Annotated in this window: 12 protein-coding genes; 10 read left to right on the plus strand and 2 right to left on the minus strand. The window is 71.0% G+C overall.

From position 1 onward, the window contains the following. The first annotated feature begins 130 nt into the window (after positions 1 to 130). The 3 genes from ACFQV6_RS20620 (at position 131) to ACFQV6_RS20630 (ending at position 5,849) form a co-directional block, all read left to right on the plus strand. Positions 131 to 1,750 carry an isovaleryl-CoA dehydrogenase gene (locus tag ACFQV6_RS20620; RefSeq protein ID WP_378029153.1) on the plus strand — a complete coding sequence of 540 codons (1,620 nt, stop codon included), beginning with the start codon at positions 131 to 133 and terminating at the stop codon, positions 1,748 to 1,750. 47 nt (positions 1,751 to 1,797) lie between these two features. After that, complete coding sequence (locus tag ACFQV6_RS20625) at positions 1,798 to 4,032, plus strand: putative bifunctional diguanylate cyclase/phosphodiesterase (RefSeq protein ID WP_378029154.1); 2,235 nt, start codon at positions 1,798 to 1,800, stop codon at positions 4,030 to 4,032. A 152-nt stretch (positions 4,033 to 4,184) separates the two neighbouring features. After that, positions 4,185 to 5,849 (plus strand): serine/threonine-protein kinase, encoded by a 1,665-nt coding sequence (locus ACFQV6_RS20630; RefSeq protein ID WP_378029155.1) that lies wholly within the window; start codon positions 4,185 to 4,187, stop codon positions 5,847 to 5,849. Positions 5,850 to 6,419: 570 nt separating this feature from the next. On the opposite strand, the gene ACFQV6_RS20635 is transcribed toward ACFQV6_RS20630, so the two are convergent. Next, positions 6,420 to 7,889 (minus strand): ATP-binding protein, encoded by a 1,470-nt coding sequence (locus ACFQV6_RS20635; protein WP_378029156.1) that lies wholly within the window; start codon positions 7,887 to 7,889, stop codon positions 6,420 to 6,422. Between the two features lie 203 nt (positions 7,890 to 8,092). Here ACFQV6_RS20635 and ACFQV6_RS20640 point away from each other — a divergent pair, with 203 nt between their 5' ends. The 6 genes from ACFQV6_RS20640 (at position 8,093) to ACFQV6_RS20665 (ending at position 14,219) form a co-directional block, all read left to right on the plus strand. Further along, complete coding sequence (locus ACFQV6_RS20640) at positions 8,093 to 9,619, plus strand: M20/M25/M40 family metallo-hydrolase (protein ID WP_378029157.1); 1,527 nt, start codon at positions 8,093 to 8,095, stop codon at positions 9,617 to 9,619. Positions 9,620 to 9,798: 179 nt separating this feature from the next. Beyond that, the gene (locus ACFQV6_RS20645) at positions 9,799 to 10,356 is read left to right on the plus strand and encodes a hypothetical protein (protein ID WP_378029158.1); all 558 of its coding nucleotides are present in this window, start codon (positions 9,799 to 9,801) and stop codon (positions 10,354 to 10,356) included. A gap of 82 nt (positions 10,357 to 10,438) precedes the next feature. Next, the gene (locus tag ACFQV6_RS20650; RefSeq protein ID WP_378029159.1) at positions 10,439 to 11,083 is read left to right on the plus strand and encodes a LysE family translocator; all 645 of its coding nucleotides are present in this window, start codon (positions 10,439 to 10,441) and stop codon (positions 11,081 to 11,083) included. A 431-nt stretch (positions 11,084 to 11,514) separates the two neighbouring features. Continuing rightward, a complete protein-coding gene (locus ACFQV6_RS20655; protein WP_378029160.1) occupies positions 11,515 to 12,939 on the plus strand; it encodes a cellulase family glycosylhydrolase in 1,425 nt (474 codons plus the stop codon). Between the two features lie 280 nt (positions 12,940 to 13,219). Further along, positions 13,220 to 13,597, plus strand: coding sequence for an ArsR/SmtB family transcription factor (locus ACFQV6_RS20660; RefSeq protein WP_378029161.1), 378 nt, complete (start codon positions 13,220 to 13,222; stop codon positions 13,595 to 13,597). Further along, positions 13,590 to 14,219 (plus strand): SRPBCC family protein, encoded by a 630-nt coding sequence (locus tag ACFQV6_RS20665; RefSeq protein ID WP_378029162.1) that lies wholly within the window; start codon positions 13,590 to 13,592, stop codon positions 14,217 to 14,219. Before ACFQV6_RS20660 ends, ACFQV6_RS20665 begins: the two co-directional genes overlap by 8 nt. Before the next feature lie 258 nt (positions 14,220 to 14,477). Here the strand turns inward: ACFQV6_RS20665 and ACFQV6_RS20670 are convergent, their stop codons facing one another. Then, entirely contained in the window at positions 14,478 to 15,479 is a 1,002-nt protein-coding gene (locus ACFQV6_RS20670) for a sulfotransferase family protein (protein WP_378029163.1), read from the minus strand. Between the two features lie 87 nt (positions 15,480 to 15,566). Between ACFQV6_RS20670 and ACFQV6_RS20675 the strand changes: the two genes are divergently transcribed. After that, positions 15,567 to 15,905, plus strand: coding sequence for an MmcQ/YjbR family DNA-binding protein (locus ACFQV6_RS20675; RefSeq protein WP_378029164.1), 339 nt, complete (start codon positions 15,567 to 15,569; stop codon positions 15,903 to 15,905). Positions 15,906 to 15,917: the final 12 nt, after the last annotated feature.

The following is a 15,917-nucleotide window of genomic DNA, read 5'->3' on the forward strand; positions in this document are numbered from 1 at the left end:
TTGATCTGTGGTCGTCGTCAGTTCATCGTCCGGCCGCATAGCGGCCCATTACCCCACAGCCCGCCTGCGAAGCACCTGTGGGTGGTGGCGGGCATCGCCCGGCGCACCTACTGGCGGGTAATCTCGGGCCGTGACGCACCAGGTGTTCAACCAGCCGCCACCGCTGACCGGCCACGACGTCGCCGAGGACGCCGCACTGCGCGAGGCGGCCGAGCGGGAGGGCGCCGGCTGGGCGGCCGGCGACCTGCACCGGCTGGGCAAGCTCGCCGGTGACGCGGAGGCGCAGCGGTGGGCCGACGAGGCCAATCGGTACGAGCCACGCCTGCTCACCCACGACCGGTACGGTCATCGCCTGGACGAGGTCGAGTTCCACCCGTCCTGGCACCGCCTGATGGACGTGGCCGTCACGGAGGGCCTGGCCGGCACAGCCTGGGCCGACAAGCGTCCCGGAGCACACGTGGCCCGCGCCGCCGGTTTCTTCGTCTGGTCGCAGGTCGAGGCCGGCCACGCCTGCCCGATCTCGATGACCTACGCGGTGATACCCGCCCTGCGCCAGAGTCCCGAGCTGGCAGCCGCCTACGAGCCGCTGCTGACCAGCCGCGTCTACGATCCGGGCCTGCGCGCACCGGAGCGTAAGCGCGGCCTGCTCGCCGGTATGGGCATGACCGAGAAACAGGGTGGCTCGGACGTGCGCGCCAACACGACCACCGCCACCGCGTCAGCGGACGGGTGGCGGCTCCGTGGCCACAAGTGGTTCACCAGTGCGCCGATGTGCGACCTGTTCCTCGTGCTCGCCCAGGCGCCCGGCGGCCTCTCCTGTTTCCTGGTACCCCGGGTCCTGCCGGACGGCAGCCGCAACGTGTTCCGCATCCAGCGGCTCAAGGACAAGCTCGGCAACCGCAGCAACGCCAGCAGCGAGCCGGAGTTCGACGACACGGCGGCGTGGCTGGTCGGCGGCGAGGGCCAGGGCGTGCGCACCATCATCGAGATGGTCGCGACGACCCGGCTGGACTGCGTGATCGGCTCGGCCTCGGGGATGCGGGCCGCCCTGTCCCAGGCGGTCCATCACGCCCGGCACCGCGCGGCGTTCGGCGGCCCGCTGATGGAGAAGGCGGCGATGCGCAACGTGCTGGCCGACCTGGCGCTCGAGTCGGAGGCGGCGACCGCCCTCGCGATGCGCCTGGCCGGAGCGCTCGACCGGGCCTCCCGGGGCGACAGCGCCGAACAGGCCTTCCGGCGTCTCGCCGTCCCGGCCGGCAAGTTCTGGGTGTGCAAGCGGCAGCCCGCCGTGGTCGGCGAGGCACTGGAGTGTCTCGGCGGCAACGGTTACGTGGAGGACTCCGGGCTGCCCCGGCTGTACCGGGACGCACCACTCAACTCGATCTGGGAGGGCTCCGGCAACGTACAGGCCCTGGACGTGCTGCGGGCGCTGCACCGGTCGCCGGAGAGTGCGGAGGCGTTCTTCGCCGAGGTGGGCGCGGCCGGCGGCGCCGACCGGCACCTCGACACCGCGATCACCGACCTGCGCGAGCGGCTCGCCGACCCGTCGGATCCCGAGGTACGCGCGCGTCGCGTGGTGGAGCGGATGGCCCTGGTGCTGCAGGGTTCACTGCTGGTCCGGTACGCGCCCGCCGCGGTCGCCGACGCGTTCTGCGCCAGCCGGCTCGGTGGCGACTGGGGCCAGACCTTCGGCACGCTGCCCGCCGGCGCGGACATCTCCGCGATCCTGGAGCGGGCCGCTCCCACCTGACAACCCGCAACACCTCAACCCGGGCCCATCGGGGACGATGTCCTGTCGTGCGGTTTGGACGGGTCCCACTCTGGGCGGGCTGGCTACTGGTGGCAGCGACCGCTGCTCTGTGCTTCCCGCTGGTGCCCGACGACAGCCTGCCGGCCAAGATCTACGTCAACACGATCGGGTCGTCCGCGACGATCGCGACGATCATCGGGATCCTGCGGAACCGGCCCGAGCACCGGGGCGCCTGGCTGCTGTTCGCCCTCGGGATGGGCACGCTGGTTTCGGGCGACATCACCTACGACATCATCGAGTACACGACCGGTGAATACCCGTACCCCTACTATGCGGACGCGTTGTACCTCTCGGCGTACCCCCTGCTCTGGGCCGGAATCCTGCGGCTCGGCCGCGGCAGCGGCAAGCGTGACCGGGGCGGTGTGCTCGACGCCGCGGTGATCTCGGTCGGGGTGGCCCTGGTCTACTGGGTCTTCGTGGTCGGCCCGACCCTGCAGGACAGCGGCGCGCCGTGGCTGGAACGCCTGGTCACCATCGGCTATCCGCTCTCCGACGTGCTGCTGACCTCGGCGGTCGCCCGGATGCTCTTCCGGTCGGAGAACCGCACCCCGAGCCTGCGCCTGCTGGCCGTCGGCTCGAGCCTGCTGCTGACCGGCGACCTGTTCTACACCGTCATGTCGACCTCGGCCGAGTACACCGGCGGGCTCATCGACTCGGGCTTCCTGCTCGCGTACTCGTGCTGGGCCGCCGCGTCGCTGCACCCGTCGATGCGCCACCGCCCGGACACCCGCGCCGCCTCGCACCGCGTCGGCGGCCGCCGGCTCGCCCTGCTGGCCGTGGCCACGCTGCTCGCCCCCGCCATGCTCTTCTGGCAGGGCTCCTCCGGCGAGAACATCGCCTGGGCCGCGATCGGCGCCGGCGCGGTCGCGCTGTTCCTGCTGGTGGTCTCGCGCATGTGGGGCTTCGTCAAGCAGGTCGAGGTGCAGGCCGGCCGGCTCGAGGACCTGGCCATGCGCGACGAGCTGACCGGGCTCGCCAACCGGCGGCGGTTCGTGGGCCGGCTCGCCGAGGCGGTCACCGCCGGGCGTCCGCACGTGCTGCTGCTCGACCTGGACGGCTTCAAAGCGGTCAACGACAAATACGGCCACGGTGTCGGCGACGATCTGCTCGTCGAGATCGCCGGACGGCTCGCGGCCGAGGTACCGGCCACGGCACTGGTGGCCCGGATGGGCGGCGACGAGTTCGCCGTCCTGGTCCCGGAGGAGTATCCGGCCGGCGGGTGCGACGAGCTGGCCGTACGCCTGCGTGCCGCGGTCCACCGCCCGGTCCGCGCCGGCGGCAACGAGCTGCTCGTCGGTACGAGCATCGGCATCGCCGACGGCAGTGATCTGGACGGGACCGGCACGGCCGAACCCGGCGAGGTCCTGCGCCGCGCCGACGTGGCGATGTACGCCTCCAAGGCCGGCGGCGGGCGCCCTCGCCGGTACTCCCCCGAGCTCGACGACCAGGCCGGCGAGGAGAGCCGGCTCGCCGCGGACCTGCGGATCGCCCTCGACCGCGGCGAGTTCCACCTGGTCTACCAGCCGATCGTGGAGCTGCCGCACGCCCGGGTCCTCGCCGTCGAGAGCCTGATCCGCTGGTGCCACCCCGACCACGGCTACATCGGCCCGGACCGGTTCATCCCGGTCGCCGAGCGCAACGGGCTGATCGTCGAGCTCGGCGAGTGGATCCTGCGTACCGCCTGCGCCCAGTACACGGCCTGGCAGCGGCAGGGTGTCGCGCCGGCCCGGATCGGTGTCAACGTCTCCGCCCGGCAGCTCGCCGAACCCGGCTTCGTCGACCTGGTCGCCGCCGTGCTCACCGAGACCGGCATGCACCCGCGCCACCTGATCGTGGAGGTCACCGAGACCGCGGTGTTCGGCGGAGGCGCCGCGGTCCGTACGGTCCACGGCCTCACCGCCCTCGGCGTCGACATCGCGCTCGACGACTTCGGCACCGGCCACTCCTCGCTCGGCCTGCTACAGACCCTGCCGGTCAGCATCCTCAAGGTCGACAAGTCGTTCGTCGAGAACGTGACGATGGCCGGCCGGCACGCGGTCATCGCCACCTCGCTGATCCAGGTCGCCCACGGCCTCGGCCTGCTCGCCGTCGCCGAGGGCGTGGAGACCGCCGAGCAGGCGGCCGAGCTCTACCGGCTGGGCTACCGCCGCGCCCAGGGATACCACTTCGGCCGCCCGGCCGCCGTGCCCGACTTCGCCGTTCTGGCGAACCAGGCGGCATAGACCGCGCATAATCGCACTCCGCGCGAAACACCCGGTTCCGGCACTTCGCCCCGGTTTCGCTGGTACGGCACTTGTAGCGTGCGTGGCCGTGACGACACCCCTGCGGCTGTTCCCGCTCCCGTGACTACACCCCTGCGGCTGTTCCCGCTCCCGTGACTACACCACTGCGGCCTGATGATCCGCGGCGGCTCGGCGGCTATCGGCTGCTCGCCCGGCTCGGCGAGGGCGGCATGGGCGCGGTCTACCTCGCCCACGACGAGAACGACCGCCGGGTGGCGCTCAAGCTGATCCGCCCCGGCCTCGCCGCCGAACCGGAGTTCCGGGCCCGGTTCCGCAGCGAGGTCCGCCGGGCCCGGCAGGTCCCGCCGTTCTGCACCGCGGCCGTCCTCGACGCCGACCCCGAGCATCCGACCCCGTACCTGGTCGTCGAGTACGTCGAGGGACCCAGCCTGGAGCAGACGGTCCGCCGCGACGGGCCGATGCGCGACGGCAGCCTGCACAGCGTGGCGATCGGGGTCGCGACCGCACTGGCCGCGATCCACCGGGCCGGCGTGATCCATCGCGATCTCAAACCGGCGAACGTCCTGCTGCCGCTCGGCACCCCCAAGGTGATCGACTTCGGCATCGCCCGGACCACGGTGGGCACCGACCACACCCGGCCGGACCAGATGGTCGGCACCCTTGCCTACATGGCGCCGGAACGGTTCGAAACCGGCGAGCGGCGGCAGCCGGCCGGGCCACCCGCGGACATCTTCGCGTGGGGCGTACTGGTGGCGTACGCCGCGACCGGGCGCACACCGTTCGCCGCCGACTCGCCGGTCGCCACCGCGGCCCGGATCCTCACCCAGCCGCCCGATCTGGCCGGCGTCGACGGGCCGATCCGCGACCTGGTCACCGCCGCCCTGGCCAAGGACCCGGCGGACCGGCCCACCGCGCAGGAACTGCTGAACCGGCTGCTCACCGCCGACGACCCGGCGGCCCGCGCCGACCTGGCCGAACGGCCGCAGCTGCGCTGGGCGGCCCTCGCGGTCCGCGACGCGCCGACCGCGAGCGCGATGGCGAAGGCCGCGGAGTCCTGGGCCCGGGTGGCCCGCGGGCGGCGCCGCCGGCGGGCGCTGCGGATCGGCAGTGTGATCGCCGGCATCACCGCCCTGCTCAGCGGCCTGACCGCGATCACGGTCGCGGTGTGGCCGGGGCCGCCGCCGGCTCCGGTCGCCGTGCCTGTCGATCGGTTCGGCAGGCTCACCCTGGCCGACACCCTGACCGGCCCCGGTCCGTGGATGGCCGCCGGTCGCAGCGGATCGTCCGGCAGTTGCATGCACGACTACGAGGGCCTGCGGGTCTACCGGGAGACCATCAAGGAGTACCGGTGCCCGGGACCGGACCGGACGTTCGCCGATCCGATCGTGGCGGTGGACGCGTACGCGGGCGAGGCCTCGGAGTGTGCGGCGCTGTGGCTGCGATCGGGCACCGAGGGCGCTTACCGGGTGGCCCTCTGCTCGGACCGGCTGACGCTTGCCGCGGAGGGGCCGGACCCGTCCCGGTCGACCACGCTGGCCACCGCGCCGATGCCACCCCGCAGCAGCACGCAACTGACCCGGCTCGTCGTGGCGCTCCGCGGCCCCTTCCTCGACGTGACCGTTAACGGACAGATGCTGATGCGGGCGCAGATCCCCGGGAAGCCGTTGCCGTCCGGGCGGCTGGCGCTCGGTGTCGTCCGCGACTTCAGCAAGCCCTACCTCCTTGTCGACGACGATCTGGCAAGGCCGGAGAGCGGCGATGCGCTGTTCGCCGGCATCCGGGTCTGGGAGCCCTAGACACCTTTCCGGGCTGAGCGGGATGAGCGGGCGGCACGCGGCAGGCGGCACGCGGCGGGCGGCACGCGACGGGCGGCACGCGACGGGCGGCACGCGACGGGCGGCACGCGACGGGCGGTAGGCGGCGGGCGGTAGGCGGCGGGCGGCGGGCGGCGGGCGGTAGGGACGGTAGGCGCGCACGCAACGCGACCGTGCGCTTCCACACCCGCTCCTGCGCTTCCCGCACCCCCTCCCAGCGACAGCCGGCTCGCACACAACCCGACCGTGCGCTTCTGCACACGCCGGAGCAACAACCAGCTCTCACACAACCTCACCGTGCGCGCCCGCTGCTCCAAGCACCCCGCAAGGGTGGAGGTCCACGGCGGTTCGCATGCGGGCCGGCTGTCGCTGGGAGCGGGTGCTGTGTCGCGAGCCGCGAGACAGCGCCCAGAGCCAGCCGCGGTGATCCAGCTGGACGTGAGTGCTGTGCCCGGCGCCGCGAGGCAGCACCCAGAGCCGGGAGGCAGCACCCAGAGCCGGCTGGTTGCCGGGCGGCCGACGTCGAAGGGGGACGCAAGCCGCGAAGAGGGTCTAGGCGCGGCCGCGGAGGTCGCGGGTGGCGTCGAGGAGTTCCTGCTGGGTGATGGGCTCGGCGCGGCCGGTTCGGGCCTCCTGCATCGCCTTGGTGAGCTGGACCCGGCGCAGGACCTCCTTGATGTCGGCGCCGGTCATGCCGGTGGCGGCGACGCCCAGCGCGCCCGGGTCGAGGTCGTCGGCGAACATCCGGAAGCCGGGGGCCTCGTGTGCGGCGATCAGGCCGCGGATCATCTTGCGGAAGATCTCGGTGCGGCTCACCTCGTCCGGTTTCGGGACGCTGATCTTGATGTCGAAGCGGCCGGAGCGGATCAGCGACTCGTCGACGCGGTGCGGGAAGTTGGTGGTGGCGACCACGATGACGTTCGGGTTCGCCTCGATCAGATCGTTCATCTCCTGCTTGAAGATGCCGGCAACGGCGTTGAGCGCCTGGCTGGCCGCGTCACCGCCGCCGCCGGCGTAGCTGACGATCGAGTCGAACTCGTCGAAGAGCATCAGCGTCGGCACCCGGTAGCGGCGGGCGTCGCGGAAGATCTGCTTGATGTTGCGCTCCGAACCGCCGAGCCACTTGTCGAGGATCTCCGGCGTGCGGATCTCCCGGAAGTCGGCGCCGATCTCGTTGGCGAGCGCGCGGGAGAGCATCGTCTTGCCGGTGCCGGGAGGTCCGTACAGAAGCAGGCCCTGAGGCCGCCGCGCCCCCCAGCGTGCCATCGCCTCCGGATGCCGGAACGAGACGGCGATCTGGCGCAGTTCGGCGACGACGTCGGCGAGACCGCCGACCATGTCCAGGGTGACGGTCTGTGTGGTGACCGGCGCCTTCGGCGGCGGCGAGTCCCGGCTGATCAGAAACCGCCTGCCGGTCAGCGCGTCCGGGCCGGCCAGCTCGATCACCGCCTGCAGGGTCAGCGTGACGAACGCGCGCAGGTGCTCCGCGCCGACCTCGTCGCGCGGCACCCGCGCCTGCAGCCGGGCCACCGTGCCGTCCTGCTCGTAGGTGAGCGAGGCCTGAAGACCAACAACAGCGTCGGCGAGGACACCGGGTTCGCGCCCGGCCGTCGGGCCCGAGGTCCGATCAAGACCGAGCTTTCGGTACGCGGCCGCAGCCGCCGTTCCGACCCCGTCCACGATCCTGGCGGCGACCGGGTCACCCGCGGCGATCCTTTTCGCCAGCAGCACGCCGAGCGGGTCGTTGCCCAGCACGATCTTGCGCATCCGCTCGGTCGACATCTCCTCGGCACCGGTGCTGATCACGGCGGTGAAGACGTGCACGGGACCGGCCGGATCGTCCGCACCGGACACCGTGAGGTCCACCCGCTGCACCGGGTCCGGCCACGTCGTACGGCGCAGCAGCTCGACCGGGTTCACCCGGGCCGCCGCCAGCGCGGTGGTCACGTCCACCATTTCGACTGTCGCTCCGGCGTACTCGAAGATCTCGCCGCGCGGCCGTGCGAAGCTCGCCTCGGACATGCTCTCTCCCGCCCTGCCGGAATGCCGGATCCCAGTGGACCGGCACACCAAGAGTGACACGGCGAAACACCCGGAGTGCTCGTCCGCTTCCCGCATCGATACAAGTCGGTTAATCTCAGCCCGCTGAGCACCCTCGATGCCGCGGGTCCGGCGCCGGCTCCCCGGCGGTGGCGACGCGGCCTCGTACGGAGGAGGATTTTTCCTTGTTGCGTAAATTGGCCATCCCTGTCGTCGCAACACTGCTGGTGACGCTCGTCCCAGGATCGGCGACCGCCGGCGGGCACGGGCACGGCTCGAACGACAGCAAACGGCTCCGCGAGGCGGTGACCGTGCACGGCGTGCTGGACCACCTGCGCGCCTTCCAGAAGATCTCGGACCGCAACGGCGGGACCCGCGCGTCCGGCACCCCCGGCTACGAGGCCAGTGCCGCGTACGTGAAGAGCGCCCTGCGCAAGGCCGGTTACCGGGTCACCGAGCAGAAGTTCACGTTCCCGTTCTACCGCGAGCTCGCACCGGCCCAGCTGACCCGGGTGTCCCCGGCCGGCCCGGCCTACGCGACGCACACCTTCGACTACTCGGGCACCGGTGACGTGACCGGCCAGGTCGTGCCGGCGCTGAACAACGTGCTGCCGCCGACACCGGCACCCAGTTCGCTGGCCGGCTGCGCGCCCGCCGACTTCGCACCGGCGTCGGCCACCGCACCGCAGATCGCCCTGGTCCAGCGCGGCGGCTGCGACTTCGCCGTGAAGGCGCAGAACGCGCAGGCCGCCGGGTACGACGCGGTGATCATCTTCAACGAGGGCCAGCCGGGCCGCGACGAGCTGCTCGAGGGCACCCTCGGCGGCCCGTTCACCATCCCGGTGGTCGGCCTCGACTTCGCCGACGGCAGCGCGCTCGACGCCGCCGCCGAGGCCGGAACGGTGACCGTGCGGGTGCAGACCAGCACCGAGAACCGCGCGGGCGCGACCACCAGCAACATCATCGCGGACAGCCGCGGGGGCGACCCGAACCGGGTGCTCGTCGTCGGCGCCCACCTCGACTCGGTCGCCAAGGGCCCCGGCATCAACGACAACGGCAGCGGCTCCGCCACCATCCTGGAGATCGCCGAGCAGGTCGCCAAGCTGAAGATCAAGCCGCGGCAGCAACTGCGGTTCGCGTTCTGGGGTGCCGAGGAGGCCGGTCTGCTCGGCTCCGAGCACTACGTGGCGCAGCTCAGCGCGGCGCAGCAGAAGACCATCTTCGCCAACCTGAACTTCGACATGGTCGGCTCGCCCAACTACGTGCGGTTCGTCTACGACGGCGACGGCTCGTCCACCGGCACCGAGGGCCCGGCCGGCTCCGGCGAGATCGAGAAGGTCTTCACCGACTACTTCGCCGGCAAGGGCATGGCCAGCGACCCCACCGCGTTCGACGGCCGCTCCGACTACGGCCCGTTCATCGCGGTCGGCATCCCGGCCGGTGGGCTGTTCAGCGGCGCGGAGGGTGTGAAGACGCCGGAGCAGGTGGTCAAGTACGGCGGTACGGCGGGTGCGGCGTACGACCCGTGTTACCACCAGGCCTGCGACGACCTCAGCAATCTGAGCAAGCGGTCGCTGAGTGAGCTGGGCGACGCGGCGGCGCATGGGGTTTACGAGTTCGCCCGTACGAAGGCGTCGTTCCCGGCTCCGGCTCCGGCTGTGGCCAAGATGGCCGCGCGGCCGGCCTTCAGCGGGGCGCACGCCATCAGCTGATCTGACACCACAGCGTCGCGGCCGGCACGTCCGGCCGCGACGCTGTCGTTCACGGCGCCGCACGTCCGGCCGCGACGCTGTCGTTCACGGCGCCGCTGCCGCCGCCGGCCGGGTCAGGGGGGCCGGTCTTGTCCGAACAGGCCGGTGACGTGTTTGCTTCGCGGTGGCAGGATGACGAGATGCTGGTCGTGTTCGCGCACAGCACCACCGGGTCGACCGTTGCCACGGTGCATCGGGCGGATGGCGTCGTGCTCCAACTGCCGGGATACGACCGGAAATATCGGGTTCCGCACGACCTCGCGCACTTCGCCACCGAGCGGAGTCTCGGCATGTCCGGCGGGGTGTTCGGGTCGATCGCGGCCGGTGGGGTGTTCTCCAACATGCGGTTGCTCAGCGGCAAGCCCCGGCACGACGCGGCGGCACGCAGCAAACTGCTGCTCGAGGCGAACAAGCGCACGCTCGGTTTGGCCGAGGTGATCGCGGGTGTGGTGCATCGGGCGGTCGAGGAGGAGGAGACCGCGCAGGCCGTGACGTGGGCGCGCAAGGCCCACGGTGCGATGGCGGAGGGTGACTTCCCGTGGACCGATGACCAGGTGCGGCAGGCAGTGCAGGATCTTGTCGAGCTGACCGTGGACTGGGAAGCCCAGGGCGGGCTCCGGCTGGCGTGGCCGGAGCAGCTGATCGCGCCGATGCCCGTACCCCATGGTGTGAAACGCGGCCGGCGCGGTCGCACCTAGATCTCCACAGGCCGGCGGTTCGCAGGCCACGAGGCCGGGATTGGTCGTCGCCGAACGTGACCGGGCGCGGAAGGCTGACGACGTGGTCACACTGTCGTCGATTCTCGCCGTCTCCGCCGTCGCGCTGGGCATGGTCCTCACGCCGGGCCCCAACATGATGTACCTGGTCTCGCGCAGCATCACCCAGGGCCGCCGTGCCGGGATCGTCTCGCTGGCCGGGGTGGCTCTCGGCTTCCTGGTCTACCTGACCGCCACCAACCTCGGCCTGTCCGTGATCTTCGTGGCGGTGCCGGAGCTCTACACGGCGATCAAACTGGCCGGCGCGGGCTATCTGGCGTGGCTCGCCTTCAAGACTCTGCGGCCGGGCGGCACGTCGGTCTTCCAGCCGGAGCCCCTCGCACCGGACTCGACCGGGCGGCTGTTCACCATGGGCCTGCTGACGAACCTGCTCAACCCGAAGGCCGCGGTGATGTACCTGTCGCTGATCCCCCAGTTCGTCGAGCCCTCCGCCGGTCACGTGATGGCGCAGGGTTTCCTGCTGGGCGGGGTACAGCTGCTGGTCAGCATGGCGGTCAACCTGACCATCGTGCTCGCGGCCGGCGGCATCGCGGTGTTCCTCGCGAGGCGCTCGGCCTGGCTGCGGGCCCAGCGCTACCTGATGGGTACGGTCCTCGGCGTCATCGCCGTCAAACTGGCCACCGACCGGGCGCGCCCGGTCGCCGCCTGATCACCCCGAGAGCGACGGCTGCCAGTGCTGCCTGTCCCACCGGCACTGCCAGGACCACGGTGCCGGCCGCCGGGCTGTCGTCCACGATCGGGAAGTCTGCCACAGGTCCGCTGAGATCTGGATCACAGGAGGCAACGGATCGGGGCCCGCGGAACACTCCTGCGAAGAGGACGCCCGCCGGCTTTGTCCCCAGCATTCCGGCGGGCGCCGAAAGGCCCCACTCGCCGTTCCCTCCGCCAAGGGAACGCGAGTCGGGGTCTTTCCTTCCCCGCCGGATTCGAATAAGCCCACCGTTTTACAGACCTCGATCCGCGGGTTAGAGTCGGATCCCCATGGGAGCGCTCCCAAGCGCTTCTCCGGCTGCTCTTTCCCGTGCGGAACCCCCACCGCCGCGTCTGCGGCGGATCCGCGTCCATCCCCGAGGTGATCTCTTGCAACGCAGAGCGAAAGCCATCCTAGCCACGGCCCTGGCCGTGGCGGCAGCGTCGACCGCCGCCTTCTTCGCGCTGCCCGCCAGCGCGGAAACAGCGGCGTTCACCGTGCAGAACTCCTGGAACAACGGATATCAGGCCGAGATCACGGTCAGCAACGACTCGTCGTCGGCGATCAGCACCTGGAAGGTGGAGCTGGTCATGCCGGCCGGCACCACGATCGGCCAGTCGTGGAACGCGACGATGAGCGCGTCGGGCAGCACCTACACGTTCACCCCGTCGGGCTGGAACGCCACGATCGCGGCCGGTGCGTCGACGAGCTTCGGCCTGATCGCCAACGGCGCCGGGCGGCCGACCAGCTGCCTGGTCAACGGCAAGGCCTGCAGCGGAACGGTTCCCACCTCACCCTCCGCGTCGGCTTCGGCGTCCACCTCGGCGTCACCCTCCCCGTCGGCGTCCGGGTCCACTCCCCCGCCGCCCACCGGCACCACGCCGGTGGCGATCAACGGGCAGCTCAAGGTCTGCGGGACGAAGCTCTGCAACCAGTACGGCAAGCCGGTCCAGCTGCGCGGCATGAGCACGCACGGCCTCCAGTGGTTCCCGAGCTGCTACACCGACGCCTCGGTGAAGGCTCTCGCCACCGACTGGAACGCCGACCTGTTCCGGATCTCGATGTACGTCCAGGAGCAGGGCTACGAGACCAACCCGAGCGGCTTCACGTCGCAGGTCAACAGCCTCGTCGACAAGGCCGAGGCGAACGGCATGTACGCGCTGATCGACTTCCACACCCTGACCCCGGGCGACCCGAACTACAACCTGGACCGGGCGAAGACGTTCTTCAACGCGGTGTCCGCTCGCAACGCCGCCAAGAAGAACGTCATCTACGAGATCACCAACGAGCCGAACGGTGTCAGCTGGGCCGGCATCAAGAGTTACGCCGAGCAGATCATCCCGGTGATCCGCGCGAACGACCCGGACGCCGTAGTGATCGTCGGCACCCGCGGCTGGTCCTCGCTGGGCGTCTCCGAGGGCGCGACCTCGGCGGAGATCGTCAGCAACCCGGTGAACGCGTCCAACATCATGTACACGTTCCACTTCTACGCGGCGTCCCACAAGGACAACTACCGCGCCGAGGTCGAGCGGGCCGCGGCCTCGCTGCCGCTGTTCGTGACGGAGTTCGGCACGGTGACCTACACCGGTGACGGCGCTGTCGACACCGCGAGCACCAATACCTGGCTCGACCTGCTGGACCGGCTGAAGATCAGCTACGCGAACTGGACCTTCTCCGACGCGGGTGAGGGCAGCGCGGCACTGAAGGCGGGCGCGTGCAACGCCGGCACCTTCACCGGGACCGGGCCGCTCACCGAGTCGGGCACGCTGATGCGCTCCCGCATCCGTACGGCTGACAACTTCCCCACCTCCTGATTTAGTTCCGCATTTCTCCAGTCCCTTAGTTCCGTCAGTTTCGTTCGTTCGGCCAGTTCGGCTGGTGAGGGTCGCCGTTTCGCCTCCGCCGGCTTGCTGGTGATGGTCGCCAGACCCTCCGGTTCCGTCCTCCGCCAGGCCGGTTCCGGTGGGGCGGCCCGGGCCTCCCACGACCGGGCCGCCACACGGCGCCGGGGTCCGCTTTCTCGGGCAGACCCCGGCGTTGCCGTCTCTATTTTAAGTCTTCACTTATATAAGTTCCTCCTGATAGGGTGAGCCCGTGCATGCGTTCGACGTCCTCGGCGACCCGGTCCGGCGGCGGATCCTGGAGCTGCTCGCCGACGGTGAGCAGACCTCCGGAGCCGTGACCGCCGCGATCCGTGCGGAGTTCGGCATCACCCAGCCGGCCGTGTCCCAGCACCTCAGGGTGCTCCGGGACAACGGATTCGCCACCGTGCGCCCGGACGGCGCGCGGCGCCTCTACGCGGTCGACAACACCGCGCTGCAAGAGGTCGACGAGTGGCTGGAGCCGTTCCGCAAGGCCTGGGTGCCACGCCTCGCCGCGATGGCCACCGAGGTCGCCCGCGGCAAGCGCACACGGCGGCTCGCCGCCGCTTCCCATGAGACCCGTCAGGAGCGAGGGACCCCCGATGATTGACGTGAAAGAGCAGATCAGCAGCGTGCGGCGCAAGCTCGGCAGCCGCACGCTGGAGGCCGGTGAGGCGCGCGAGCTGACCATCAGTCAGGCGTACGAGACTGACCTCGAAGACCTCTGGGACGTGGTCACCAGCGCCGAGCGGATCGCCCGCTGGTTCCTGCCGGTCTCCGGTGAGCTGCGCGAGGGCGGAAAATACCAGCTGGAGGGCAACGCCGGTGGCACCGTCACCAGTTGCGAGCACCCCCGGGCGTATGCGGCGACCTGGGAGTTCGGCGGCCAGATCAGCTGGATCGAGGTGCGGCTGATCGAGGAGGGCCCGGACCGGACCCGCTTCGAGCTGACCCACATCGCCCACGTCGACGACCACTGGAGTGAGTATGGTCCCGCCGCCGTCGGCATCGGCTGGGACATGGGCCTGATGGGCCTGGCCCTGCACGTCGCCAACCCGTCGGCACCCCGCGACAACGAGGCCGTGGCAGCCTGGACCGTGTCCGACGACGGCAAGACCTTCATGCGGCTGAGCAGCGACGCCTGGGCCGACGCCGACATCGCCGACGGCGAGAACCCGGACGCCGCCCGCACCCGCTCCGCCAACACCTACGCCGCCTACACCGGCTCCTGACCCGGCCGGCCGCGGGGAGGCCGGCCGGGCTTTGACGGCTGGCCCTCAGTGCTCCCTCGGCGCGGTCTGCACAGGACTGGAAGCCAGCTGCCCATCCCCGGCTGGCTTCCAGTGCTGCCTCCGCGCGGTTGAGGCAGCACCGGGAGCCAGCCGGGATGTGCAGCTGGGCCTCAGGGTTGTCTCAAGGGCGGCGAGACAACACTGAGACCCAGCTGGGGTCGGGGCCGGATCGGGTCAGCCGGGCGGGGCCGGGCTGGGTCAGAGGGCGCGCTCGGCGGTGGTGGTCAGGAGGGCGGGCAGGGCGGGGCCGGGCCGGTGGCGCAGGCGGACGCGTACGTCCTCGGCGCGCTCGCGGGCCGGGCCGAGCCGGTCGCGGACGGTGAGCCAGGTGCGGGTGGCACGGACCCGGGGGGTGCGGCGGCCGACCGTGGAGAGCTGGTAGCCGAACCGGGTGAGCCGATCGCCGAAGACGGCTTCGCAGCGGCGGACCTGGTCCTCGGTCAGGCGGCTCTGCCAGCTGCTGACCCGGGCCGTGGTCACCTCGCTGCGGGTCAGCGCGTGCCAGGTCTTGTACTCCGGTACGGCCACCGGTGCCAGCTCGGACGGATGGGCCATCGCGGGGTCGTACTCCTCGGCGAGGAAGTCGCAGATGGCCCGCAGGTGCGGTTCGGGGTCGGCGACCAGGTCCTCGTACCGGACCTGGTGGAAGACGTCGGCCGGATATTCGCGGGCGGCTCGCAGTGAGGCGTCGGCGGAGCGCGCCCAGTAGTCGATCATCTCGCCGAGATCGGCGGGTGCCCAGGGCGTCTCCCGCAGCGAGGCGACGCAGTCCCGGCCGTCCCGCATGATGTTGATGATCTGGGCGTCCGGGAACAATCGCAGGATGATGCGGAGGTTACGCAGATAGGCCGGCCTTTTGTCACCCCATCGTGGCTTGCCGAAGCGGTCGGCGTACATCTTGAAGACCGTGCCCAGCGCCGAACCGAGCGTGGGCGGCGCGGCGGCGATCGCCTCGACGACGGCCTCGATGTCGAGGCCGAGGTCCCCGAAGTGAGCGGTACTCGTGATCCACAGCGCCAGGTTGCGGCGCTGCGCGGACTCGCTGAGGTCGCCGAACTCGTGCCGGCGGAAGTAGGCGGGCAGCAGGAACCGGCTCTCCGGTGGCAGCGCGATCCGTGGGTGGGCGTGCAGCATCAGCTGAAGCATCGTCGTGCCGGAGCGGGGGCAGCCGACGACGAAGATCGGGCGATCACTGGACATGTACTAGACCGTAAAATAAGCTTTGTCCGTTTTGCAAAAGATGTGTCGGTAGTTGCCAGAAGTGGCGTCATGGCGTAGGCCCATGGGATGACGCGTACGGAGCTGCTGAGCCACTGTCTCGCCAAGCCGGGCGCCTGGCAGGACGAACCCTGGGAAGGTGACGTCGTCGCCAAGGTCGGTCCCAAGATCTTCGCGTTCCTCGGCACCGGCGGCTCGGTCGGCGTCAAGTGCGGGCGCGGGCGCGACACCGCCGACGAGTGGCTGACCCGCTACCCGGACGACGCCACCACCAGCGCGTACATCGGACGGTACGGGTGGAACACCCTGCGCATCGGCGGCGCCATCCCGGACGACGAGATCTTCGAGGCCGTCGACGCCTCCTACGAGGCCGTGGTCGCCGCCCTACCGAAGAAGGACCGGCCCTGAGCGAAGACGGCC

The sequence above is a fragment of the Actinoplanes sp. GCM10030250 genome, assembly GCF_042666575.1.
Lineage (GTDB): Bacteria > Actinomycetota > Actinomycetes > Mycobacteriales > Micromonosporaceae > Actinoplanes.

Bases quoted from the DNA above. Each gene is read 5' to 3' on its own strand.
- ACFQV6_RS20670 (WP_378029163.1), bottom strand. From the start codon at position 15,479: ATGTCCAGTGATCGCCCGATCTTCGTCGTCGGCTGCCCCCGCTCCGGC.
- ACFQV6_RS20665 (WP_378029162.1), top strand. From the start codon at position 13,590: ATGATTGACGTGAAAGAGCAGATCAGCAGCGTGCGGCGCAAGCTCGGC.
- ACFQV6_RS20675 (WP_378029164.1), top strand. From the start codon at position 15,567: ATGACGCGTACGGAGCTGCTGAGCCACTGTCTCGCCAAGCCGGGCGCC.
- ACFQV6_RS20645 (WP_378029158.1), top strand. From the start codon at position 9,799: ATGCTGGTCGTGTTCGCGCACAGCACCACCGGGTCGACCGTTGCCACG.
- ACFQV6_RS20635 (WP_378029156.1), bottom strand. From the start codon at position 7,889: ATGTCCGAGGCGAGCTTCGCACGGCCGCGCGGCGAGATCTTCGAGTAC.